Origin of the sequence: Pseudomonas sp. 7SR1 (genome assembly GCF_900156465.1) — a bacterium.
In the GTDB taxonomy this organism is placed as follows: domain Bacteria; phylum Pseudomonadota; class Gammaproteobacteria; order Pseudomonadales; family Pseudomonadaceae; genus Aquipseudomonas.
On the sequence record NZ_LT707064.1, the window covers coordinates 1 to 22,725 of the forward strand.

General features: G+C 62.3%; 21 protein-coding genes, 1 tRNA gene and 1 pseudogene. 11 read left to right on the plus strand and 12 right to left on the minus strand.

Translation table 11 applies throughout. The annotated features are described in order from the left end of the window. From uca to BW992_RS00035, 7 genes and pseudogenes are all read left to right on the plus strand, one after another. Positions 1-2,948, plus strand: a 2,948-nt coding sequence (uca, locus tag BW992_RS00005; RefSeq protein ID WP_076405230.1) for an urea carboxylase, incomplete at its 5' end; no start/stop codon positions are given. Between the two features lie 22 nt (positions 2,949-2,970). Next, positions 2,971-4,749 carry an allophanate hydrolase gene (atzF, locus tag BW992_RS00010; protein WP_076405232.1) on the plus strand — a complete coding sequence of 593 codons (1,779 nt, stop codon included), beginning with the start codon at positions 2,971-2,973 and terminating at the stop codon, positions 4,747-4,749. 237 nt (positions 4,750-4,986) lie between these two features. Beyond that, positions 4,987-5,604, plus strand: a pseudogene (locus BW992_RS00015) (GGDEF domain-containing protein); the annotation flags it as partial. Then, a complete protein-coding gene (locus tag BW992_RS00020) occupies positions 5,597-5,815 on the plus strand; it encodes a cysteine-rich CWC family protein (RefSeq protein WP_076405234.1) in 219 nt (72 codons plus the stop codon). The pseudogene BW992_RS00015 and the gene BW992_RS00020, both read left to right, overlap by 8 nt. A 35-nt stretch (positions 5,816-5,850) precedes the next feature. Next, entirely contained in the window at positions 5,851-6,543 is a 693-nt protein-coding gene (locus BW992_RS00025) for a pseudouridine synthase (protein WP_072431911.1), read from the plus strand. 312 nt (positions 6,544-6,855) lie between these two features. After that, positions 6,856-7,740: an alpha/beta fold hydrolase gene (locus tag BW992_RS00030; RefSeq protein WP_072431910.1), complete on the plus strand. Its 885-nt coding sequence runs from the start codon at positions 6,856-6,858 to the stop codon at positions 7,738-7,740. 151 nt (positions 7,741-7,891) lie between these two features. Further along, positions 7,892-7,965: transfer RNA gene (locus tag BW992_RS00035), tRNA-Gly, on the plus strand. 115 nt (positions 7,966-8,080) lie between these two features. Here the strand turns inward: BW992_RS00035 and BW992_RS27030 are convergent. Beyond that, the gene (locus tag BW992_RS27030) at positions 8,081-8,227 is read right to left on the minus strand and encodes a hypothetical protein (RefSeq protein ID WP_165887740.1); all 147 of its coding nucleotides are present in this window, start codon (positions 8,225-8,227) and stop codon (positions 8,081-8,083) included. A gap of 174 nt (positions 8,228-8,401) precedes the next feature. On the opposite strand from BW992_RS27030, the gene BW992_RS00040 reads away from it, so the two are divergent. Continuing rightward, positions 8,402-8,806: a low affinity iron permease family protein gene (locus tag BW992_RS00040; RefSeq protein WP_072399197.1), complete on the plus strand. Its 405-nt coding sequence runs from the start codon at positions 8,402-8,404 to the stop codon at positions 8,804-8,806. Positions 8,807-8,858: 52 nt separating this feature from the next. Here BW992_RS00040 and BW992_RS00045 read toward each other — a convergent pair whose 3' ends face one another. The 4 genes from BW992_RS00045 to fos form a co-directional block, all read right to left on the minus strand. Then, on the minus strand, positions 8,859-9,767 hold the full coding sequence (locus BW992_RS00045) for an SDR family oxidoreductase (protein WP_072459291.1): 909 nt from the start codon (positions 9,765-9,767) through the stop codon (positions 8,859-8,861). A 75-nt stretch (positions 9,768-9,842) separates the two neighbouring features. Further along, positions 9,843-10,346 carry a DUF4142 domain-containing protein gene (locus BW992_RS00050; protein ID WP_072431909.1) on the minus strand — a complete coding sequence of 168 codons (504 nt, stop codon included), beginning with the start codon at positions 10,344-10,346 and terminating at the stop codon, positions 9,843-9,845. A 346-nt stretch (positions 10,347-10,692) separates the two neighbouring features. Next, the gene (locus BW992_RS00060; protein WP_072431932.1) at positions 10,693-12,042 is read right to left on the minus strand and encodes a sensor domain-containing protein; all 1,350 of its coding nucleotides are present in this window, start codon (positions 12,040-12,042) and stop codon (positions 10,693-10,695) included. A 141-nt stretch (positions 12,043-12,183) separates the two neighbouring features. Then, positions 12,184-12,600: a fosfomycin resistance glutathione transferase gene (fos, locus tag BW992_RS00065; RefSeq protein ID WP_072399205.1), complete on the minus strand. Its 417-nt coding sequence runs from the start codon at positions 12,598-12,600 to the stop codon at positions 12,184-12,186. Positions 12,601-12,885: 285 nt separating this feature from the next. Between fos and BW992_RS00070 the strand changes: the two genes are divergently transcribed. Both BW992_RS00070 and BW992_RS00075 read left to right on the plus strand, forming a co-directional pair. Then, positions 12,886-14,121 (plus strand): aminotransferase class I/II-fold pyridoxal phosphate-dependent enzyme, encoded by a 1,236-nt coding sequence (locus BW992_RS00070; RefSeq protein ID WP_072399207.1) that lies wholly within the window; start codon positions 12,886-12,888, stop codon positions 14,119-14,121. Between the two features lie 60 nt (positions 14,122-14,181). Beyond that, on the plus strand, positions 14,182-15,354 hold the full coding sequence (locus BW992_RS00075) for an MFS transporter (RefSeq protein WP_076405237.1): 1,173 nt from the start codon (positions 14,182-14,184) through the stop codon (positions 15,352-15,354). A 78-nt stretch (positions 15,355-15,432) separates the two neighbouring features. Here BW992_RS00075 and yiaY read toward each other — a convergent pair whose 3' ends face one another. Continuing rightward, positions 15,433-16,581 carry an L-threonine dehydrogenase gene (yiaY, locus tag BW992_RS00080; protein WP_072431906.1) on the minus strand — a complete coding sequence of 383 codons (1,149 nt, stop codon included), beginning with the start codon at positions 16,579-16,581 and terminating at the stop codon, positions 15,433-15,435. A 138-nt stretch (positions 16,582-16,719) separates the two neighbouring features. On the opposite strand from yiaY, the gene BW992_RS00085 reads away from it, so the two are divergent. Beyond that, entirely contained in the window at positions 16,720-17,739 is a 1,020-nt protein-coding gene (locus tag BW992_RS00085; RefSeq protein ID WP_072399212.1) for a DUF4917 family protein, read from the plus strand. 205 nt (positions 17,740-17,944) lie between these two features. Here BW992_RS00085 and BW992_RS00090 read toward each other — a convergent pair whose 3' ends face one another. From BW992_RS00090 to BW992_RS00115, 6 genes are all read right to left on the minus strand, one after another. After that, the gene (locus BW992_RS00090; RefSeq protein WP_072399214.1) at positions 17,945-18,289 is read right to left on the minus strand and encodes a YegP family protein; all 345 of its coding nucleotides are present in this window, start codon (positions 18,287-18,289) and stop codon (positions 17,945-17,947) included. 82 nt (positions 18,290-18,371) lie between these two features. Then, positions 18,372-18,956, minus strand: coding sequence for a DJ-1/PfpI family protein (locus BW992_RS00095; protein ID WP_172834645.1), 585 nt, complete (start codon positions 18,954-18,956; stop codon positions 18,372-18,374). 150 nt (positions 18,957-19,106) lie between these two features. Beyond that, on the minus strand, positions 19,107-20,324 hold the full coding sequence (locus tag BW992_RS00100) for a class I SAM-dependent methyltransferase (RefSeq protein ID WP_072399217.1): 1,218 nt from the start codon (positions 20,322-20,324) through the stop codon (positions 19,107-19,109). Between the two features lie 189 nt (positions 20,325-20,513). Further along, the gene (locus tag BW992_RS00105; RefSeq protein WP_072399219.1) at positions 20,514-21,131 is read right to left on the minus strand and encodes a TPM domain-containing protein; all 618 of its coding nucleotides are present in this window, start codon (positions 21,129-21,131) and stop codon (positions 20,514-20,516) included. 28 nt (positions 21,132-21,159) lie between these two features. Then, positions 21,160-21,978, minus strand: a complete 819-nt coding sequence (locus BW992_RS00110; RefSeq protein ID WP_083714520.1) for a TPM domain-containing protein — start codon at positions 21,976-21,978, stop codon at positions 21,160-21,162. Further along, complete coding sequence (locus tag BW992_RS00115; RefSeq protein WP_072399221.1) at positions 21,978-22,586, minus strand: LemA family protein; 609 nt, start codon at positions 22,584-22,586, stop codon at positions 21,978-21,980. Before BW992_RS00115 ends, BW992_RS00110 begins: the two co-directional genes overlap by 1 nt. Positions 22,587-22,725 lie beyond the last annotated feature (139 nt).

Genomic DNA, 22,725 nt, shown 5'->3' on the forward strand with positions numbered 1-22,725 from the left:
GGCGCAACCAGAAGGTCATCGAAGAAACCCCGGCGCCCAACCTGCCCGAGGGAATGGCCGAAGAACTCTGCGCGGCGGCGACCAAGCTGGCCCGGGCGGTGAACTACCGCAGCGCCGGCACTGTGGAGTTCGTGTTCGACAGTGACGCGGGGCGCTTTTATTTCCTGGAGGTCAATACCCGTCTGCAAGTGGAGCACGGCGTCACCGAGCAAGTATGGGGCGTGGACCTGGTGCGCTGGATGGTGGAACTGGCCGCCGGCGAGCTGCCGCCCTTGAGCGAACTGAGCCTGGGCTTGAAAGCCGAGGGGCATGCGATCCAGGCGCGCCTGTATGCCGAAGATCCAGGCCGGGATTTCCAGCCAAGCCCCGGTTTGCTGACGTCCGTGCAATTCCCGCCAACCGATGGCAAACGCCTGCGCATCGACACCTGGGTCGAGGCCGGTTGCCAGGTCCCGCCCTACTTCGACCCGATGATCGCCAAGGTCATTCATTGGGCGCCCACACGTGAACAGGCGCGCCTGGGCCTGCACCAGGCGCTGGGAGACAGCCTGCTGTACGGCGTCGAAACCAACCGCGAATACCTGCAACAGATTCTTCTCGACGCGCCCTTCGCCAACGGCCAGCCCTGGACCCGCTGCCTGGAAACCCTGGTCTATCGCGCCAACACGTTCGAAGTGCTCAGCCCAGGCACCCTGACCAGCGTCCAGGATTATCCAGGTCGCCTCGGCTATTGGGCGGTGGGGGTGCCGCCATCGGGACCGATGGACAGCCGCTCGCTGCGCCTGGGCAATCGCCTGCTGGGGAATGAAGAAGGCGCGGCTGCACTGGAAATCACCATGAGTGGCCCGCTGCTGCGCTTCAACTGCGATGCCCGGGTTGCCGTGACGGGCGCGACGATCGCGTTGAGCCTCAACGATGAACCTGTGCCGATGAACACCCCATTGGCCATCGCCGCCGGCTCCACCCTCGCCATCGGAACCCTTTGCGGCGCCGGGGCGCGCAGCTATCTGTGCCTGCAGGGCGGCCTGCAGGTACCGGACTACCTGGGCAGCAAAAGTACGTTCACCCTCGGCCAGTTCGGCGGCCACGCCGGGCGCGCATTGTGCACCGGCGATGTACTGCACCTGGCTGCGCTGGACGGGCGCCTCGAGTTGCCGTCGATCAGCGAAACGCCCATCGAGTTGCCGCCCGTGCGGCAGATCCGTGTGATCTACGGTCCGCACGGCGCGCCCGAATATTTCACCGAGCGCTACATCCAGACCTTCTTCGATACCTCATGGGAAGTGCATTTCAACTCCAGCCGAACCGGCATCCGACTGATCGGGCCGAAACCCGAATGGGTACGCGCCGATGGCGGCGAGGCCGGACTTCACCCCTCCAATATCCACGACAACCCCTACGCCATCGGCGCCGTGGATTTTACCGGCGACATGCCGGTTATCCTCGGCCCCGACGGACCGAGCCTGGGCGGCTTCGTTTGCCCGGTGACCGTGATCGAGGCGGACCTCTGGCAACTGGGGCAGCTCAAGGCAGGGGACCAGGTGCGCTTCGTGCCGGTGGACCTGAAGACCGCCCGCTCACTGGCCCTGAAATGGGCTTGCTGTGGAAGCGAGCTTGCTCGCGATAGCGATCTGTCAGTCCCCTCGATGTTGGATGTCCCGCCGCTGTCGCGAGCAAGCTCGCTCCCACAGGGGATCGCGTCGCCTGTGGTGTTGGATATCGGCCAGGACGATACCCACCTGGTGGCAAGATTGTCCGGCGATACCCACCTGCTGCTGGAAATCGGCGCGCCCGAACTGGACCTGGTGCTGCGCTTTCGCGCCCATGCCCTGATGCAGGCCCTGGAACAGAAACGACTGGATGGCGTGGTCGACCTGACGCCCGGCATCCGCTCGCTCCAGGTGCACTACCAGCCCGAGCGATTGCCCCTGGCCGATCTGCTGGCCATCGTCGCCGGAGAATGGGATGCGGTATGCGCCGCGCAAGACCTGCAGGTGCCGTCGCGCATCGTCCATCTGCCGCTGTCCTGGGACGACCCGGCCTGCCAGCTGGCGATTGAAAAATACATGACCACCGTGCGCAAGGACGCACCCTGGTGCCCGAGCAACCTGGAGTTCATCCGCCGGATCAACGACCTGCCCAACCTGGACGAAGTGCAACGCACGGTGTTCGAGGCCAGCTACCTGGTGATGGGGCTGGGCGATGTCTACCTCGGCGCGCCGGTCGCTACCCCGCTGGACCCGCGCCATCGGCTGGTGACCACGAAATACAACCCGGCCCGCACCTGGACCGCGGAAAACTCGGTGGGCATCGGCGGTGCCTATCTGTGCGTGTACGGCATGGAAGGGCCTGGCGGCTATCAGTTCGTCGGCCGCACGTTGCAGATGTGGAATCGCTATCGGGATGTCGCCGCGTTCGAAGGAAAGCCCTGGCTGCTGCGCTTTTTCGACCAGATCCGTTTCTACCCGGTCAGTGCCGATGAGCTGTTGCGCATCCGTCGGGATTTCCCCCTGGACCGCTTCGACCTTGCCATCGAACACAGCCAGCTCAACCTGGCCGACTACCAGCGTTTCCTGGCGCGGGAAGCCGACAGCATCGCCGCGTTTCGCCAGCAGCAACAACACGCGTTCAATGCCGAACGCGAGCGCTGGATCGCCAGCGGCCAGGCCCACTTCGACAGCGAGGAACCGACGCCCGCGCCCACTGAGGACGCAAGGCTGGACGCGGATCAAGTAAGCGTCGACAGCCATATCGCCGGCAACCTCTGGCAGGTCCAGGTGGCCGCCGGCGCACGGGTCGCCGCCGGAGACGTGCTGGTGATCCTGGAGTCGATGAAAATGGAGATCCCGGTACTGGCTCCGGTGGCCGGCGTGGTGCGCCAGGTGCATGTCCAGCCAGGCTCGGCGGTGCGTGCCGGACAGCGCGTCGTGGTGCTGCAACGTGACTGAACTCAATCGAAGGATCAATGCCATGAGCCCATCCCTACAGCTGGACGACCTGCGTAACGCCTACCGCAGCGGCGAACTGACGCCTCGCCAACTGATACTGGCCCTGCGGGAAAAAGCCGCCGCGCTCAACCCGGACTACCACCTGTTCATCCACCTGTTGTCGCCCGAAGAACTGGAACCCTACCTGGCGGCCCTGGAAAGCCAAGACCTGGAAAACCTGCCCTTGTATGGCGTACCGTTCGCCATCAAGGACAACATCGACCTGGCCGGCATTCCCACCACCGCCGCCTGCCCGGCGTTCGCCTACGTGCCGCACCGTTCAGCAAGCATCGTCGAACAGTTGCTGGCGCTGGGCGCGATTCCCCTTGGCAAGACCAACCTCGACCAGTTCGCCACCGGGCTCAACGGCACCCGCACGCCCTATGGTGCTTGCCGCAACAGTGTCCTGCCCGATTATCCGGCGGGTGGCTCCAGCGCCGGATCGCCGCTGGCGGTGGCACTGGGAGTCGCCAGCTTCGCCTTGGGCACCGACACTGCGGGCTCCGGCCGAGTACCCGCAGCGTTGAACAACCTGGTGGGGTTGAAAGCCACCAAGGGTTTGATTTCCACGGCAGGCGTGATCCCTGCCTGCCGTACGCTGGACTGCGTGACGACATTCACCGCAACGGCCCGGGAAGCCAGCCAGCTGCTGGCGCTGACGGCCCGTCTCGACCCGGGGGACGAATACAGCCGTTGCAATCGGCAATGGAACGACAGCTCGGCTTTCGGCGTGCCGCAACGCTTTCGCTTCGGCGTTGCGCGCCAGCAGGACCTGGAGTTTTTCGGCTGCGATGAAGGACCCAGCTTGTTTCAGGAGGCCATCGAGCGCCTCGAACGCCTGGGCGGCGAGGCGGTGGAGCTGGACCTGTCGCCCTTCCTCGAAGCTGCGCGCCTGCTTTATGAAGGCCCCTGGGTGGCCGAGCGCTACAGCGTGGTCGGTGAGTTGATGGAGCGTCAGCCCGATGCGGTCCTGCCGGTCATCCGCGCAGTACTGGCGAAAGCGCCCGGCGTGGATGGCGTGCAGACCTTCCGCGCCCAGTATCGCCTGCAAGCACTCAAGGCCCGATGCGACCGTGCCCTGCAAAGCCTCGACTGCGTACTCACCCCCACCATCGGTCGCCCGGTGACCCTCGCCGAGCTCGCCGCCGAACCGGTACTGCGCAATTCGGAGCTGGGTTACTACACCAACTTCATGAACCTGCTGGACTACGCCGCCGTGGCCGTCCCCAGCGCATTCATGGCCAATGGTCTGCCCTGGGGCGTGACGTTGTTCGGTCGGGCCTTCACCGATCAATACCTGCTGAGCGTCGCCGACGCCTTGCAGCGCCAGCAGATGCCGGCACTGCCAGTTCCTGTCAACCCGGCGCGTCATGATCGGGCACGGCTGGTGGTCTGTGGCGCGCATCTCGATGGGCTGGCCTTGAACTGGCAGCTCCAGCGACGCGGCGCCCGCCTGGTCGAAGCCACCCACAGCTCGCCGGATTACCGCCTCTACGCCCTGGCCGGCGGCCCGCCGCTGCGCCCTGGCATGCTGCGCGTCAATGAGGGCGGCGTGGCGATCGAAGTGGAGGTCTGGGAGTTGCCCAGCAGCGAACTGGGCTCGTTCCTGACCGGTATTCCCGCGCCGCTGGGGCTGGGCAAGGTGCAGCTCGCCGACGGCCGTTGGGAAAGCGGGTTCATTTGCGAGCCCTATGGCCTGGAAGGCGCGCGGGACATCAGCGAACTGGGTGGATGGCGGGCTTACCTTCGAAGCCTGCGATAGCGGTCAGTCGTGGCGAGGCTGCAACCTCGCCACGGTTCTGCAAATCCGGACACCTTTTCCTGCAAGGCCACTAAACTGATTCCATCGGGTCACGCCAAGGGAATCGCCATGTCGCTTCGTCCGTCGTTGTATTCCCAGCGCTCGCCGGTGCTGATGTTGGCCATCCTGGTCGGTGCCGGCTTCCTGGTGACCTCGCTGCTGGGGTATTACGCGGCCGGTACATCGCTGCGAGACAACGTCCTCAAGGCGCTGTACATCAACCTGCTGATCGGTCTGCTGGTCACAGTGGCCGTGGTTGTGGTGCTCTATCGGTTGATCGCCAGTTATCAACAAAGGATCGACGCTCAGTCCATCCTTGACGGCCTGACCGAGCTGCCCAATCGCCGGGGCTTCGACCTGTTGGCGGTGCAGGCCCTGCATGAAGCCCAGCGCGAGCCCAAGCCCTTGAGCGCGTTGTTGCTGGAAGTGGACAACTTCAGGCAACTCGACAGCACCCATGGCCACATCGCCAGCGATCAGTTGCTGACCGCCCTGGCCCGCGACCTGACCGACTCACTGCGGCACTCGGACATCGTATGCCGCTGGAGCGCCGACGCTTTCGTCCTGTTGCTCAAGGACACCGATGGGCAGAACGCTTTGAGGATCGCGGAGAAAACCCGCCAGCACATCCAGCAGCAGCGCTATTTCTGCAGCGGAAAGCAATTGCAGGCCACCATCAGCATCGGCCTGACCACCGTGCAGGACGAAGACACCTTGCATAGCCTGCTGTCCCGGGCCGATCATGCGCTGCAACGCGCCCGACAGACCGGAAGCAACCGAACCTGCGTGGAAATGCCCCATTCGAGCTATGAATAAACCTGACCTCTGCCCCGCCTGCGGCGCCACCAATGACTGCACCCTCGCCGACCCGAAGACCGCCGACCGGGCCTGCTGGTGCTACGGCGTGAGTATCGATCAGTCCGTGCTCGAAGCCTTGCCCGCCGAGCTGCGCGACAAGTCCTGCCTGTGCCCGCGATGCGCCCGGGTGGACGACCAGTTGCGCGCCAATGCCCGACCGATCGCGTAAGATGCCCGCCCTCCGCCTCCTTGCCTGAACTGCCCATGCGCGTCGACCGTTTCCTCAGCAACCTGCCACGTTTCAATCGCCAACAGGCCCGACTGTTGCTGGTCGAACGCCGGGTGCGGATCGATGGCCAGGTGGTCAATGACCCTCATGCCCAGGTTCGTGAGTTCAGCCGCGTCGAGGTGGACGACGAACTGTTGCAGGCCGGTCGACCGGCGCGCTATTTCATGCTGCACAAGCCCACCGGTTGCGTCAGCGCCACCCGTGATCCGCAACACCCCACCGTGCTGGACTGGCTGGACGAACCGGACAAGGACGACCTGCACATCGCCGGACGCCTGGACTTCAATACCACCGGGCTGATGCTGATCACCAATGACGGCAACTGGTCGCGGCGCCTGACCCAACCGCAGACCCGGTTGCCCAAGGTCTATTACGTCGAGACCGAGCGAACCATCACGGACGAGTACGCCACCACCTTCGCCCGTGGCCTGTACTTCGCCTTCGAAGGCCTCACCACCCAACCGGCGGAGCTGACGTTGCTGGGGCCTAATTCCGCGCGGCTGAGCATCGTGGAAGGCCGCTACCATCAGGTCAAACGCATGTTCGGCCACTTCGACAACAAAGTGTTGCGCCTGCACCGGGAACGCATGGGTCCATTGGTGCTGGACGCCGACCTGGAGCCGGGCCGATACCGCGCACTGCGCCCTGACGAGATCCGCCTGATCTGAACCGATGACCGTCGGGCAGAAAGTGTCGAACAATTTTTCGAAGGGTACTTGCGCAACGGTCGCCCCCCTGCTTGAATCAAACCGTCGGCCGAAATGTGACCGACGAGTCATATCATACTTCCAAGAAACTTTTTGCCGGCCGGGGTCCCCCAGCCCTCGCGTTATCCACCGGCAATCTGCCCGCCTATAACAACACCCGTCGACCAGTCCTGCCGGATCGACATGGGCCTTATCTTCCAGGCGTATGCCTACCTGTCACATTGCCCGTGCAATCTCATTGCGCGCATACCCGCTTGCCAGGAGTCTGATGACATGAGGCCAGAAATCGCTGTGCTGGATATACAAGGTCAGTATCGGGTTTACACGGAGTTCTATCGCGCAGACGCCGCGCAAAAGACCATCATCCTGGTCAACGGCTCGCTGGCCACCACCGCGTCGTTTGCCCAGACCGTCAAGAACCTGCATCCGCAATTCAACGTCGTCCTGTACGACCAGCCCTACGCAGGCAAGTCCAAACCCCACAACCGGCACGAAAAAATGCTGACGAAGGAGGATGAAGGGCAGATTCTCCTGGAACTGATCGACCACTTCGCCGCCGAGCATGTGCTGTCGTTTTCCTGGGGAGGAACCGCCGCGCTGAACGCCTTGGCCCAGCGCCCACGGCGCATCGAAAAGGCCGTGATCAGCTCGTTCTCTCCCGTGCTCAACGCACCGATGCGCGATTACCTGGAACGTGGCGTCGACTACCTCAGCCACCTGGACGGCGACCGTGTGGGCCATCTGGTGAACAACACCATCGGCAAGCATCTACCGCCATTGTTCAAGCGCTTCAACTATCGCCATGTCAGCAGCCTGGCCGAGCATGAATACACCCAGATGCATTTTCATATCAACGAAGTGCTCCACAGCGATCTGGCGTGCTACGTCGATGCGGCGAAGAAAATCAACGTGCCGGTGCTTTTTCTCAATGGAGAATGGGACGAATACACCACCGCCAACGACGCGAGGCTGTTCGCTCGACATGTGCAGGACAGCACCTTCAGCACGGTACAAGCCACGGGGCACTTCCTGGACATGGAACACAAGGCCGCCTGCCGCGACAGCCGCGACGCCTTGCTGAACTTCCTCCAGCCCAGCCGCTATGAAATCCGGTCGCGCTACAACTACGTGCAGGACCACCATGCGCTGGCCATTTGAAACCGAGTCTTGGCGGGCAAGCCCCTCGATAGCGGGGCCTGCTCGCCAACGACCGCACTGGCCGAAGGCCTGCGCAGGCAAGCGACGTCACCGCCGGTAAAGAAAAACTTCAAATCCACGCCCACTTCTGGTACAAAGTCAGCCGCTCTGAGCGGGTGTCGTATAATGGCATTACTCCAGCTTCCCAAGCTGATAACGAGGGTTCGATTCCCTTCACCCGCTCCAATCAGATTCCGATCTCACGTCATTCAATGACTGGAGATACAAAAAAACCGGCCTCCCAGGGCCGGTTTTTTTTTGTTCGATATTTGTACATCGATCATGTCTGCGAGCACATTCGTTATTTCTTCTCGGAACCGGACTCCTGCATCTGCACCGAAGACTTGGAGCCGTCGGTGTTGTCCTTGGTCTCGTTGTCCGAATTGTCGAAGCAGCCTTGCAAGGCAAGCAGGCAGCAGGCGAGGCAGAAAGTGCGTGCGAGGTTCATGGCTTACTCCAGGGGATGGGTTTAAACAATGACCCTTGAACATCGCGATGGTTGCGCCATTTTTCGCCCTGAGCGATGAACGTCCGCAGGCCGTCACGGGGAAGAATGTAAGTAGAATTTTCACCGTTTCGTTGCTGTCACACCAGACAGGTGAATCCTACAAGGAACACAGCAATGACCTTCGCAAAAATCGCTCAGAAACTGTCCCTGTGGGCGGGGAGCCCAAAGACATTCCTGGGAGCCCTCGTATTGTTGGCGCTCTGGGCTATCAGCGGGCCTTTCTTCAAGTTCAACGATACGTGGCAACTGATCATCAATACATCGACGACGATCATTACCTTCCTGATGGTATTCCTCATCCAGAACACGCAAAACCGCGATACCGACATCCTGCACCTGAAGGTCGACGAGTTACTGCGGGCGACCAAAGAGGCGCAGAACGCGATGCTTGGCCTCGAATCCCTGGACCTCAAGCAACTGGAGGCCCTGCGCAAGCACTACCAGGCCATGGGCCAGGGCGAGGCGAAAAACCTGGAGGGTCTTGAGGAGCAGAACAAGGTGGACCTGAATCAATGCTGAAGGCGTGACTGCGCGAGCGAGACAACCTCTCACCCGCGCAGCCTATCGTGCCTCAGGGCAGCGGATTACCGCCTGTCACACCGAACACTTCGCCGGTGATATAGCTCGACTCCTGGGAAGCCAGCAACACGTAGAGCGGCGCGCATTCGGCCGGCTGGCCGGGACGCTTCATCGGGACCTGGGAACCGAAGGTCGGTATTTTCTCCCGGGGCTGCCCGCCACTGGGCTGCAACACGGTCCAGATCGGCCCCGGTGCCACGGCGTTGACCCGGATGCCCTTGCCGATGACCTGGCCAGCCAGCGCCTTGGTGAACGCCACGATGGCCGCCTTGGTGGTGGCGTAATCCAGTAATGTCGCCGACGGATCGTAGGATTGGATCGACGCGGTATTAATGATGGTCGCTCCGGCCGGCATCAGCGGCACCGCGGTCTTGCAAAGCCAGAACATCGCATAGATGTTGGTTTTCATGGTGTCGTCGAACTGAGCGGTGGTGATGTCGGCGATGTCTTTCTGCGCTTCCTGTTTGCCGGCCACATTGACCAGGATGTCCAGTCCTCCCAGTTGCTCATGGGCGCTTTTCACCAGTTGGACGCAGAATGCCTCGTCCTTGAGATCGCCAGGAATCGCAATGGCCTTGCGGCCCTCGGCTTCGATCAGTTCGATGACTTGCCGGGCATCACGCTCTTCACTGGGCAGGTAATTGATCGCGACGTCGGCACCTTCTCGTGCATAGGCGATGGCCGCCGCACGACCGATACCTGAATCGGCGCCGGTAACCAGGGCTTTGCGGCCCTCCAGGCGGCCGAATCCTTGATAGCTTTTCTCACCATGATCCGGCTTGGGCACCATGTCCTGGTCGATACCCGGCGGTGATTGGGGCTGGTCAGGGAAAGGCGGGCGAGGATACTGGGTCAACGGGTTCTGCATCGCATATTGATTGGGTTCTCGGCGTGTGGACATCGAGGTTCTCCTTTCTGCGGGCAAGGTGAACCGGGACGTAATCGCCCCGGCCTTGAATATGAGTCAAGCCTTGGATCAGCGGCTGGCCTGGAGCGCCCTGGCCATTTCCAGATGGGTCTGCAACTTGGGCAAGGTCTCGTCGGCGAACGCCTTGATCTCCGGCACGTTGGTGGTCTGGGCCTCCTGTTGGATCTGCGCGATGGCTTCCTCGGTGGCCTTGACCTGGCTGGCGGCGTAGGCCGCCTCGAACGATTCGCCTTCCTGGACTTGCGGTATCAGGGTCTTGGCCTTCTCGGCCACCGCTTCCCTGGGCTCGACGGGCAGGTCGAGTTTTTTCGCAATCTTGGCCAGGTGCTGGTTGGCCGTGGTGCGGTCGTTGATCACCATGATGGTGTAATCCTTGACCTCCCTGGATTCGGCTTTCCCGTGGGCCATGCGGCTGGCCTCGATGTCGGCCATGCCTTTGGCTGAGGCATCGTTGATGAATTCGGTCGGCGATTGGGCCCAGGCACTGTTGGCACCCAGGCCCATCAGCACGACAAGACTGCTGGTGCGTAAAAAGGTGGCCATCCGGCTCATGGTCGCGCCCTCCTCGAAGTAAAAGTCCCGGCAGGTTTTCCTGCCTCTGAATCAGAACCACCGGTGACATTCAGCGAGACGTCTGACCCGGCTTGCGGCCGATTTCGACTTTTGACGGGTGCTTATCGACGCTCATGATGGTGGTTCTCCCACTTTTGCGACCCGCTTCAGACACCTTCGTTCGATCGTGAACGATGTTTCCCGGATAATTGCTTCGTGAACCTGGCATGGTCCGGCCCTCCAGATACATGGATGTCACGAGCACTGCTCGCCTGACATTCGAAAGGAAAACGGGCTGGAAGGTTTTGCCGAAGCCGACGGCGTCACGACGAACGGTGACACCGGGTCAGAGGCCGAGGGCCTTGTGATTGTGGCGCTTGGCAGCGTACATCGCCTCGTCGGCGTGGCGGAACAGGGCCACGTCTTCACTGCCATGGTCTGGAAAACAGGCCACGCCGATACTGGGCTCGATGCTCAGGCTGTGTCCGTCCAGGCGCAGCGGCTGGCTCAGTGCATGACGGATCTTTTCCTGGACACGGCGCGCATCGTCCAGGGCCTGGATGCTATGGAGCAGCACCACGAACTCGTCGCCGCCAATGCGCGCCACGGTATCGCTCTCACGGATGCAGCCCTGCAGTCGGCTGGCCACCGCTTGCAGCAGCAGATCGCCCACACCGTGGCCGAAAGTGTCATTGACCTGCTTGAACCGATCCAGGTCGATATACAGCAAGGCCATGCGTCCCGACACCGCACGGGCGCTGGCCAGCGCAGCCTTGAACCGCTCACGCAGCAATTCGCGGTTGGGTATCTGGGTCAACTGATCGTATTGCGCCATGCGCTGCAAGCGGGCATGCAGGCGCTGGCGTTCGATGGCGATGGTGAGCTGCGCACAGACATATTGCAGCAGCTCCTTGTCCTGCTCGGTATAGCGCTCGTCGTCCTGGGCGCTCTTGACGATCAGCGCCCCGATCGTGCCGTTCTGGGCATTGAGCGGCACTCCCAGCCAACAGGGTGCGCCCGGCTGTGTCGCCAGGTCACGCAAACCCGATGGCAGCGAGTCGCGATCAGAGGTCAGCAGGATCGGCTGGCCGCTGCGAATCACTTCTGCGCACAACCGCCCGGTCACCGTATCCGGCAACTCGGGCTGCCCTTCCCGGCCGTCGACGTGATAAGCGAAATCCAGCTGGGCACATTGCTCGTCGTACAGCGCTACCGAGAAATTCAGCGCCGGCAGCCACTCACCGATGATCAGGTGAATGCGCTTGAACAACCCCAGCAGATCCGCCGCGGCATGGGCCGCTTCGGAGATCGCATACAGCGCCGCCTGCCGGGACTCGGCCTGCTTGCGCTCGGTGATGTCCCGCGCCACGGCGATCCGCAGTTGGTCCTGTGACGACCAGCGTGCCGACCAGAGAATGTGCGCCACCCGACCGTCCTTGCGCAGGTAACGGTTCTCGAAGTTGAACTTGGGGTCTCCCCCCATGATTTCCCGCGCGGCGTCGAGGGTTCGCTGGCGGTCGTCGGGGTGTACCAGCTCGATCATGGACCGACCGATCAGTTCCCGGGGTGTATAGCCGAAAATGCGCTCACAGGCGGCACTGACGAACACGAACCGACCATGGGCGTCTACGGCGCACACAGCGTCCAGCAGGAGGTCGAGGTAACTGGCCAGCGGCGTGGCATTAGGGGTATCCATGGAGCTGAACGCCATCCGGAGAATGCAGTCATGTGCGAATCCGATGATCCGGCGCGCAATATATGATGAGGATAGCGCAGTCATTCAGGCCCTCCGGAAAAATGATTGCGTTAAGCCATCTTTCCCCGACAGAAGGCCTTGTCACGGCACCGTGAAGAACTCCATGCCGGCGTAAGGCGCCTGCCGACAGGCCTTCAGACGCGACGCCAGGTCGCCCACATGAAGTTCGAGCTTGTGCCCGTCCGGGTCCAGGAAATAGAACGAATCGCCTTCGCTGCGATTGTCCCGCCACGATGCGACCCCGGCCGCCTTGAGCCGCGCCACCAGACGCGGGAAACCCTCGGCCGCCAGGCTGAACGCGTAATGGGTGTAATCCGCCGCCGGCCCGGTCGTGCGTAATGGGTCGAGGGACAGGCACAACCACAAGCCCGGCAAAGACAGATAGGCCCCGCTGTCCCAGCGCGCCTCGAGACGAAACTGCAACAGGTCGCGATAAAAGCCCACGCTTCGGTCCAGCTCGGTGACCGCGAGGGTCAGATGGTTGAGGCCTGAAAGCATCGACAGGAACCTTGCGAAAGAAATGGACAAGAGAGGACGCTGTACACACCCCCCAACGCAGCGGCTCCGGGGCATCGACAAACATTGTAACGAGCTCCCACTCCACCAGGGAATTCCTCGTCCACGTTCATAGGCAACGTCCTACACAGAACTCTCCAGCCCCCCTCAAAGACGCCGGAAACGGCCGATTCAAAGCCTTGGGCAGTGGTCTGTAAAGTCCGGAAACACACAGATATCGAAACACCCCACGGACAGAACCCCTCAACCAAGGAATGTAATCGCGCCATGAACCAGACCACGCAGCCGACCCATCGTTTCACCAACTACCGCAAGGTCATTGCCCTGGCGGACCAGGATTGGCAGAACGCCGAAATCGGGAAGATCTCGGGACTCAACGTCGAGGTCAAGACACCCAACGTCCTGGTCGACCAGTACGGTCGCACCTTTCATCATTTCTGCACGACCTCCTACCTGGGCCTGGATTACCACCCCGCATTGCTTGACGGCGCCATGACCGCGTTGTGGGAAACCGGCACCCTGCGGGTCGCCAACTCGAAGAACCGCTGCAAGCTGGCGATCCTGGCCCGATACGAGGCCCAGTTGTCGGAGCTGTTCGGTGCCAGTTGCCTGAGTGCCCTGTCCTGCAGCGCGGCCAGTGCGGGAATCCTGCCATTGCTGGCCAGTGGCGTGCTCACCGACAACAGGCCGCCGGTCATGATATTCGACAAGCATGCCCACTATTCGATGAACCACTTCAAGACTGCTTGCGCCGATGAAACCCAGGTCCTCACCTGCCCCCATAACGACATGGATTTCATCGAGGACCTGTGCAAGCGCCAACGCAACGTGGCCTATGTGACCGACGGTGCCTACAGCATGGGCGGGATGGCGGACCTCGATAGCCTGTTATATCTCAAGCAGCGCTACGGCCTGTTCCTGTACCTGGACGACTCCCACGCGCTGTCCACCGTGGGCCAATGCGGCGCCGGCCTGGTCCGCTCGCGCCTTCCCACCGTGGACGAACGCACCCTGATCGTCGCTTCCCTGGCCAAATCCTTCGGGGCCAGCGGGGGCCTGGCGATGTTCGGCAGTGAAAGGCACAAGGCGCTGGTGCAGCGCTACGGTGGCCCCAGCAACTGGTCGCAGAGCCTGAACGCAGCGGCCATCGGCGCCGGCATGGCCTCGATCCGCCTGCATCGCAGCCGAGAGCTGGGCTCCTTGCAGGAGCGCTTGCAGGCTAATATCCGACTGTTCGACAGCCTTATCCGCACCGAACAGTACGGCAATCCCATGGCGATCCGCCTGATACCGTGCGGCGAAGCAGCCCTGGCCAATCGGCTGGCGGTGGAACTGGCCGAGCTTGGGTATTTCACCTCGGCGGTGTTCTTCCCTGTCGTGCCGCAGAACAAGGCCGCGATACGTATCACCCTGCGGGCCGACATGGAACCAGGGGTGATCCGGTCGTTCTGCGAACAGATGACCGACCTGCTGAAAGCTCACGGGCGTGAAATCCGCCCCTGAACGAAAACGGGTAGCCTGTGCGGCTCATTCGTGCACTCAAATCAACCGTACAGGCCACTGATGAAGAACCGTACAACCCTGATCGTCACCTGCACCACGGTTTTCCTGGCCCAACTGGGCATGAGCATCTACTTGCCGGCCTTGCCTGACATGGCCCGGGACCTGGGCGACGATGCTTCACGGGTGTCCTGGGGACTGCCGGTGTACCTGATCGGCATGGCACTGCCCATGCTGGCCTGGGGCAGCCTGAGCCAGGGGTTGGGGCGCAAGCCGGTGTTGCTGGCGGCGTTGGCGCTATACGGGCTGGCCAACCTGGCCCTGCCCCTGGGAACTGGCGTGGAAGCGTTCCTGGCCTTCAGGCTGATCCAGGGCATCGGGGCCAGCGGCATTTCGGTGATGGCGAGGGTGTTGATCCGGGACAGCTTCAGCGGCGACCTGCTGGCCAAATCCCTGGCGTGGTTGTCCATCGCCTTTGTGATCGCCCTCGGTATCGGCCAATACCTCGGCTCCCTGATCCAGGCCGCTTTCGGCTGGGCGGCGATCTTCCAGGGGCTCGGCGCTGCCAGCCTGGTAATGGCCGCAGCCGTGTCCCGGGCCAGGTTCCCGAGGCTGACGGAGGAGAAAAACGGTCAACCGGCGTGGCGCGTGTATGGGCAGATCCTGAAGCACCCTGGCTTTCTCCTGCCCGCCCTGGCGGGTGGGTTGGGTTACGGTGTGATCATTGCCTTCAACACTGCCGCGCCGCTGATCCTGCGTGACAGCTTTCACTGGTCGGCGATCGAGTACGGCCTGCTGGGCTGGCCCATCAGCGCGGCGTACTTGCTCGGCGCATTGGTGGTCAATGCCTGCGTATTGCGCATCGGCCAGCGACGGCTGATGGGCTGGGGTATCGCCCTGGTACTGGGCGGCAGCGCGACCATGCTGGCGGCCAGCCTCAGCCTGGGCAGCGTGGCGGTGCTCTTCTGGCTGCCGTACTGCTTCGCCGTGTTCGGCCAGTCGCTGAACTACCCCATCAGCCTGTCCCTGGCCAATGAGGGTTCACCGATACCGGGCGCCTATGCCATGGCGTTGAGCGGCTTTCTGCATCAATGGATGGCATCGTTGATCGGCGCCATGGCCAGCCTGCTGTTGAGCGAGCAGGCCTGGCCGTTGGCAGCGTTGTGTACGTTGCTGGCGATGGCGGCAATGCTGTGTGCCAGATCCTTGCCGCCCCAACCCCGTCAGGCCCTGTAAGAAAAGCCTTGATACTCGTTCATGCTGCGTTGAAAACGGCCTCGCCTGACCTTCGTCTCAAGACTTTTCAGACACAGCCTAGAACGCGGTGCGGAAAATTTCCTCGATTTGCCGCTGGTCCGCTGCTCGCGGATTGGTCAAGCCGCAGGCGTCCTTCAGGGCGTTGGCGGCCAGCACCGGCACATCATTGAGGCGTACACCCAACTCCCGCAGGCCTGCGGGAATGTCCACGTCGCTGGCCAAGGCACGAATCGCCGCAATGGCGGCCTGCGCGCCCTCCTCCGGGCTGGATCCAGGCAGATCGACGCCCATGGCGCGGCCCACATCGGCCAGCCTGTCGGCGCACACCGAGGCGTTGAATGCCTGCACGTGTGGCAACAGCACGGCGTTGCATACCCCGTGCGGCAAGTCATAGAAGCCGCCCAACTGATGCGCCATCGCATGCACGAACCCCAGCGATGCATTGTTGAAGGCCATCCCGGCGAGGAACTGTGCGTAAGCCATGTTCTCCCGTGCCGCCAGGTCATTGCCGTCGCGCACCGCCAGGCGCAGGTTGTTGCTGATCAGGGTGACGGCTTTCAGGGCGCAGGCATCGGTAATCGGGGTCGCGGCGGTGGACACGTAGGCCTCCACGGCATGGGTCAACGCATCCATGCCCGTGGCGGCAGTCAGGCCCTTGGGCATCGCCACCATCAACGCCGGGTCGTTGACCGACATGAGCGGTGTCACGTTGCGATCGACAATCGCCATTTTCACATGGCGCGATTCGTCCGTAATGATGCAGAAGCGCGTCATCTCACTGGCGGTGCCGGCAGTGGTATTGATGGCGATCAGCGGCAATTGCGGCTTGCTCGAACGGTCGACGCCTTCGTAGTCACCGATCTGCCCGCCGTTGGTGGCACACAGGGCGATGCCCTTGGCGCAGTCGTGAGGCGAACCACCGCCCAGCGAAACCACGAAATCGCACCGGGTTTCTTTCAGCAGGCCCAACCCCTGCACGACGTTGGCGATGCTCGGGTTGGGTTTTGCGCCATCGAAAACGACCGAATCGATGTCCTGTGCGGCCAGTAGTCCCGCCAGCTTGTCGGCAACGCCGGCCTTGGCAAGCCCGGCATCGGTGACGATCAACGCCTTGCGAAAACCATAGTTGCGGATGGCGGTCATGGCCTCGTCGAGGCAGCCCAGCCCCATGACATTCACGGCTGGGATGAAGAAAGTGCTGCTCATGGGAACATGCTCCTGGGGAAGCCGGATCGGCGTGCCTACAGGATTGACCGAGCGGTCACGGCATTCCTTGATCTGGCTCAAGAGTCTGTCGTGATAAAGTCGCGCCCTGCCTTTGCCACGTTTTGGATGAGCTTCGCAATGACCGATTTCCAGGAATATGACGCCCGGCTCGAAGATTGGGAGGCCTTGCGCGCCAACACCGCTTTCAGCGGCCTGTTGGTGGGTAACGGTGCCAGCCGCGCCATATGGGACGACTTTGGCTATGACTCGCTGTTCGAGAACGCCCGCACGGTCGAGGAAAAGCCCCTGAGCCCGTCGGAACTGAGCGTGTTCGACGCAATGCAGACGCGCAGCTTCGAGCAGGTGCTCGGTGCGCTGAAAACCACCAGCCGGATCAACAAGGCCCTGGCCGTCAGCTCCGCCGCCCCGCGTAATCGCTACTACGCGATCAAGGAAGCGCTGATCAACACCGTGCACGCCGTGCACATTCCCTGGCGACTGGTGCAGCCGGCAACCCTGGCAACGTTGAACCGGGAGCTGAGTCGCTACCGCACGGTATTCACCACCAACTATGACCTGCTCAACCACTGGGCGCTGCAGCATGAACCAGGCACCCTCACCGATCTGTTCAGCGGCGACGATCAACGTTTCGACCTGAACCACGCCTGCTCGGACAAGACGCGCCTGCTCTACCTGCACGGCGGCCTGCACCTGGTGCGCAACCAGGACGGCACCGCGCGCAGGCTCACCTCCACCGAGGGCACACTGCTGGGCAACTTCGCCATCAACAACACCCTCAAGACCCTCGACGACGTACCGCTGTTCGTCAATGAAGGGCCCAGCGAGGACAAGCTCAGGACGATCCGCAGTTCCGACTACCTGTCGTTCGGCTATGACCAGTTGCTGCACCACGGCGACAACCTGTGCCTGTTCGGCCATGCCCTGGGCGAGCAGGACCGGCACATCGTCCAGGCCTTGCGCCAGGCCAGCCCCAGGACCATGGCCATTTCGATCTATCCCCGCAGCCAGGCGTTCATCCAGCACCAGAAGCGTCACTACGCCAAGTTGTTCCAGGGACTGGAAGTGGCGTTGCGGTTCTTCGACGCCAAGAGCCATCCGCTGGGCGATCCGAAACTGTCGGTGCCGGTGGAGATTTAGACAGTCGGCATTGGACAGGACTCTTTTGGGATCGGATACATGATGGGCTGTGGCGAGGGGATTTGCCCCCGTTGGGGTGCGCAGCGCCCCCAAAAGCCAAACAAACGGTTCTCCTGACAGACCAGGTTGTCATGTTTGAGGGCTGCTGCGCGCCCCAACGGGGGCAGATCCCCTCGCCACGGGGCCGGCACCCATGGGTTTGCTGTCAAAGCGCCGCCAGCGTCTTGTCCTTGATGACGGTGGTGGGGCCGTTGGCCTTGACGCTGGCGATGCCTTTGTCCCGGGCGGCGTCCGATGAATAAGCCTCGCTGCTGCCGATCACTTCATGGTTGGCAGCCTTGAGATTGAAGTACGGATGACCGTCCTTCGTGTTCTTGAGCTCATAGCGTTCGGCCAGCGGGCTGTTTTTCTGCACCGCGGCGATACCGCCATCGGCACCGCTGCGAGAAGCATACAGCTCGCTGGTCAGGATGGTCTCGGCGTTGGCTGCCTTGAGCACAAAGCGAAACTGGCCACTGCTGGTCTTGCTGATTTCGTACCATCCGGACATGTTCGTTCCCCTTGGGCTGGGTTGATTGCCCAGACAGTAAAGACCCGCTGCGCTTGTTCCGCCAGGCCGGGTACGTAACGCCCTACAGCGTAATGGCCGTGCCCAGCAGCGTCAGGAATCCCGCCAGCCAGTTCGGATGAGCCGGCCAGGCCGGCGCGGTGGCGAGATTGCCCTGTACGTGACCTTCCGTCACCGGAATATCGATATAGGTCCCTCCCGCCAGGCGTACTTCTGGAGCACAGGCCGGGTAGGCGCTGCATTCCCGCCCTTCGAGGATCCCCGCCGCCGCCAGCAGTTGCGCCCCGTGGCAGACCGCCGCGATCGGCTTGCCCGCCAGGTCGAAATCTCGCACCAGCTGCAAGACTTTCTCGTTCAGACGCAGGTATTCCGGCGCGCGACCGCCAGGGATCAGCAGGGCATCGTAGTCAGCCGCCTCAACACCAGCGAAATCATGGTTCAAGGCGAACCGGTGGCCGGGCTTTTCGCTATAGGTCTGGTCGCCTTCGAAGTCATGGATAGCCGTGCGCACGGTCTGGCCCGCGGTTTTGTCCGGACACACCGCGTGCACGGTGTGGCCGACCATCTGCAAGGCCTGGAACGGCACCATCACTTCATAATCTTCGACGTAGTCGCCGACCAGTATCAGGATTTTCTTCGCGGCCATGATTGGGCTCCTTGGGAAATGCGTGGATGGGCACGCATTAAAGGTAGTCCGCCGTACCGGAATGGGAGGAAAACTCGGATCATTGACTGACGGGTTGCACGCCAGGCGGACCCACTGTGGGAGCTCGCCCCCACAGCAACAGCCGATGGCCGGTCAGGCGAGGTAGCCGTCGGCCCGCAGCAGGGTTTCGAGGCAATGCTCGGTGATGCGATAGAACGCCTTGAGTTCTTCGATCTTGGCCAACAGCTCCTTGGGCTCCACCGGCCCGGGGCGCTTGACCGCCAGGATCATCTTGTTCTTGTTGGTATGTTCCAGGGAGATGAACTCGAACACCTTGGTCTCGTAGCCACAGGCTTCCAGCAACAGCGCCCGCAAGCTGTCGGTGACCATCTCCGCCTGCTGGCCGAGGTGCAAGCCATATTGCAGCATCGGTTTGAGCAACGCCGGGCTCTGGATCTGCAAGCGAATCTGCTTGTGGCAGCACGGCGAGCACATGATGATCGAAGCGCCCGAGCGAATGCCCATGTGGATCGCGTAATCGGTGGCGATGTCGCAGGCGTGCAAGGCGATCATCACGTCCACTGCACTGGGGGCCACGCTGCGCACGTCGCCGTGCTGGAAGGTCAGGCCCGGATGCTCCAAGCGCGCGGCAGCTTCGTTGCACAGCCGAACCATGTCCTCGCGCAGCTCGACTCCGGTCACCAGGCCTTCGGCCTGCAGAGTGTTGCGCAGGTAGTCATGAATGGCGAAGGTCAGGTAGCCCTTGCCCGAACCGAAGTCCGAAACCCGTACCGGCTTGTCCAGGGCCAGCGGCGAGGACGTCAGCGCGTGGCTGAAGACTTCGATGAACTTGTTGATCTGCTTCCACTTGCGCGACATCGCCGGAATCAGCTCGTGCTTGTGGTTGGTCACACCCAGGTCAGCCAGGAATGGCCGGCTCAGATCGAGAAAACGGTTCTTCTCGCGGTTGTGCTCCACCGAGGGCACTTCCCGCAATTGCTGGGGCTTGCTCCTGAACAACGAAGGCTTGCCCTTTTTGCTGTACTCCAGCTGCGCCTCGTCGGTCACCGCCAGCAGATGGGCATTGCGGAACGACGCCGGCAACAGCCCGGCGATGGTCGCCACGCCTTCGGCCAGCGGGAAGTTCTTGGTGATGTCACGGGTCTTGTAGCGATAGACGAACGACAGGCAAGGCTGCTCCTTGACGGTCGTTTGCTTGATGATCAGCCGCTGAAGGTCTGCTTCGTCGCCGACATACCGGGCCAGCACCAGCTTGATGAAAGCGTTCTGTTCGAGGCTGGCCTGCAGCAACTCGATGAACTGGGCGTGGTGATCCGCGGCGGGACGGGCGGGAGTTGCGGTGACAGACATGGAAAAGCGGCCTCGGGGCGGGGCGGATCGGGAATGGCGGGTATTTTAGGGGGGATGGGGTGCGAGGGCACGAGGAATTTCCCCAGCGGTGCGAAATCCATCGGTGCCCTTGGCGTTGGCCGGCCAGCCGTCATGGCCGGGAAACTCCCCGCGACGAGGGTGCTCGCCGCAGCGGCGATGCCAAAAGCCTCAGCCCAGGACCACCAGGCGGTTGGGCAATTCATTGCGTTCGTGAGTCACCGGCACGTGCTCCTTGAGCAATTCGCCGCAGGCCTGGATGCAGGTTATGAAGCCCTGCAGGGTTTGTCCCTGGCGAACCTGCTGGGTGAAGGCCGCGACAATCGACTCCCAGTGCTTGTTGTCGAGACGGCTGGAAATGCCCTCGTCCACCAGGATCTCCACGTACCGCTCGGCCTCGCAGACGAAGATCAGCATCCCCGTGCTTCCCACGGTGTGGTGCAGGTTCTGTTCGAGGAACTGCCGGCGAGCCAGGTTGGAGGCGCGCCAATGGCGCACCGAGCGGGGAATCAGGTGGGTGGTGATCCTGGGAATACGAAACAGCAGGCACAGCACGATGAAGCTGGCCCATTGCACCAGCAACAGGCTGTGCATGGTCAACCAGCCCGAAAGATAATGCACCACCCCAGGCACCACCAACGCCAGCAGACTGGCCCATAGCAGCGGGATATAGGCGTAGTCGTCGGCACGGGCGGCGAGCACCGTGACCAGCTCGGCATCGGTGTCGCGCTCGACCCGGGCGATGGCCTCGGCCACCTTGCGTTGTTCGTGTTCAGTCAGTAATGCCATGGTTAGAAATGCCTGCTCATTTTTATTGTCACCAGCCGCCCGACGAACCGCCGCCACCGAAACTGCCACCGCCGCCGCTGAAGCCGCCACCGCCTCCACCGCCGAAACTACCGCCGCCGCGGCTGGAACCGCTGGAGCCGCCACCGCTGGCGGGCAGGATACCCAGTACCTGGCAGACCATGACCGTGATGATGAACAGCATCACCAGCAATACGAACAACCCGGGATGGCGCTGGACGAAATCACCCTCCTGCGCCCCTGCGTCATACGCCGCTGCCGGCTCATCCAAGGGGTTGCCGCCCAGTACCACCAGCATCGCCGCCACGCCGTCACTGATGCCTTTGTTGAAATTGCCGGTCTTGAAGGCCGGTGTGATCACCTGGTTGATGATCACCGAACTCTGGGCATCGGTCAGCCGATCTTCCAGGCCGTAGCCCACTTCGATCCGCAGTTTACGGTCATCCCGGGCGACGATCAGCAGTGCGCCGTTATTCTTGTCCTTTTGCCCGATGCCCCAGTGGCGACCCAATTGATAGCCGAAGTCTTCGATGCTGGCGCCTTGCAGGTTCGCCAGCGTGACCACCACTACCTGCTCGCCGGTGGCCTGCTCGTGCGCCTTGAGCTGCGCCTCCAGTTGCTGGCGTACCGCAGGCTCGAGCAGCCCGGCGGTATCCACTACCCGGCCGGTCAACTGCGGAAACTTCAATTCGGCCTGGGCCGTGACTGCGAACACCCAGAGCAACAGCACAAAGGCGCAGCTGCGAGCGGCCAGCTTCAAGCCATGGGCAAGCGCGGTGCCCAGGACCGATGTTTGCAGCTTGCAGCTCGAGGCCTGTAGCGGCTTCATTAAAATTTCACTTGCGGCGCTTTCTCGGCACCGGGGCTGGTGGCTTCGAAGGTTTCACGCACCGGCAGGTCGCTGTACAGCACGCTGTGCCACAGGCGACCCGGGAAGGTCCGGATCTCGGTGTTGTACTTCTGCACCGCCAGGATGAAGTCACGGCGGGCCACGGCGATGCGGTTCTCGGTCCCTTCGAGTTGCGATTGCAGCGCCAGGAAGTTCTGGTTGGCCTTGAGGTCCGGGTAGCGTTCGGAGACCACCATCAAGCGGCTCAACGCCCCGCTCAACTGGTCCTGGGCCTGCTGGAACTGCTTGAGTTTTTCCGGGTTGTCCAGGGTGCTGGCATCCACCTGGATCGAGGTGGCCTTGGCGCGCGCCTCGATCACCGCCGTCAGGGTTTCCTGCTCATGCTGGGCATAGCCCTTGACGGTCTCCACCAGGTTGGGAATCAGGTCCGCACGGCGCTGGTACTGGTTCTGCACCTGGCCCCAGGCCGCCTTGGCCTGCTCGTCCAGGGTCGGGATATTGTTGATGCCGCAACCGGCCAGCAGCAGGGTGCACAGCATCAGGGCGAGCATCTGCAGGCCGCCGCGGTGGTTCAGTCTTGGATTCATCGGATGAAGCTCTCCCTTGCTTGATTGCATTGGTAAAAACACGGCCACCTATCCCATCGGCGCTGGGGCATAATCTGCCGCCGCACTGGATTGAAACGGATCGATGGGCTAAAAGATGCGCGGTGCGAAACTAAGTTCA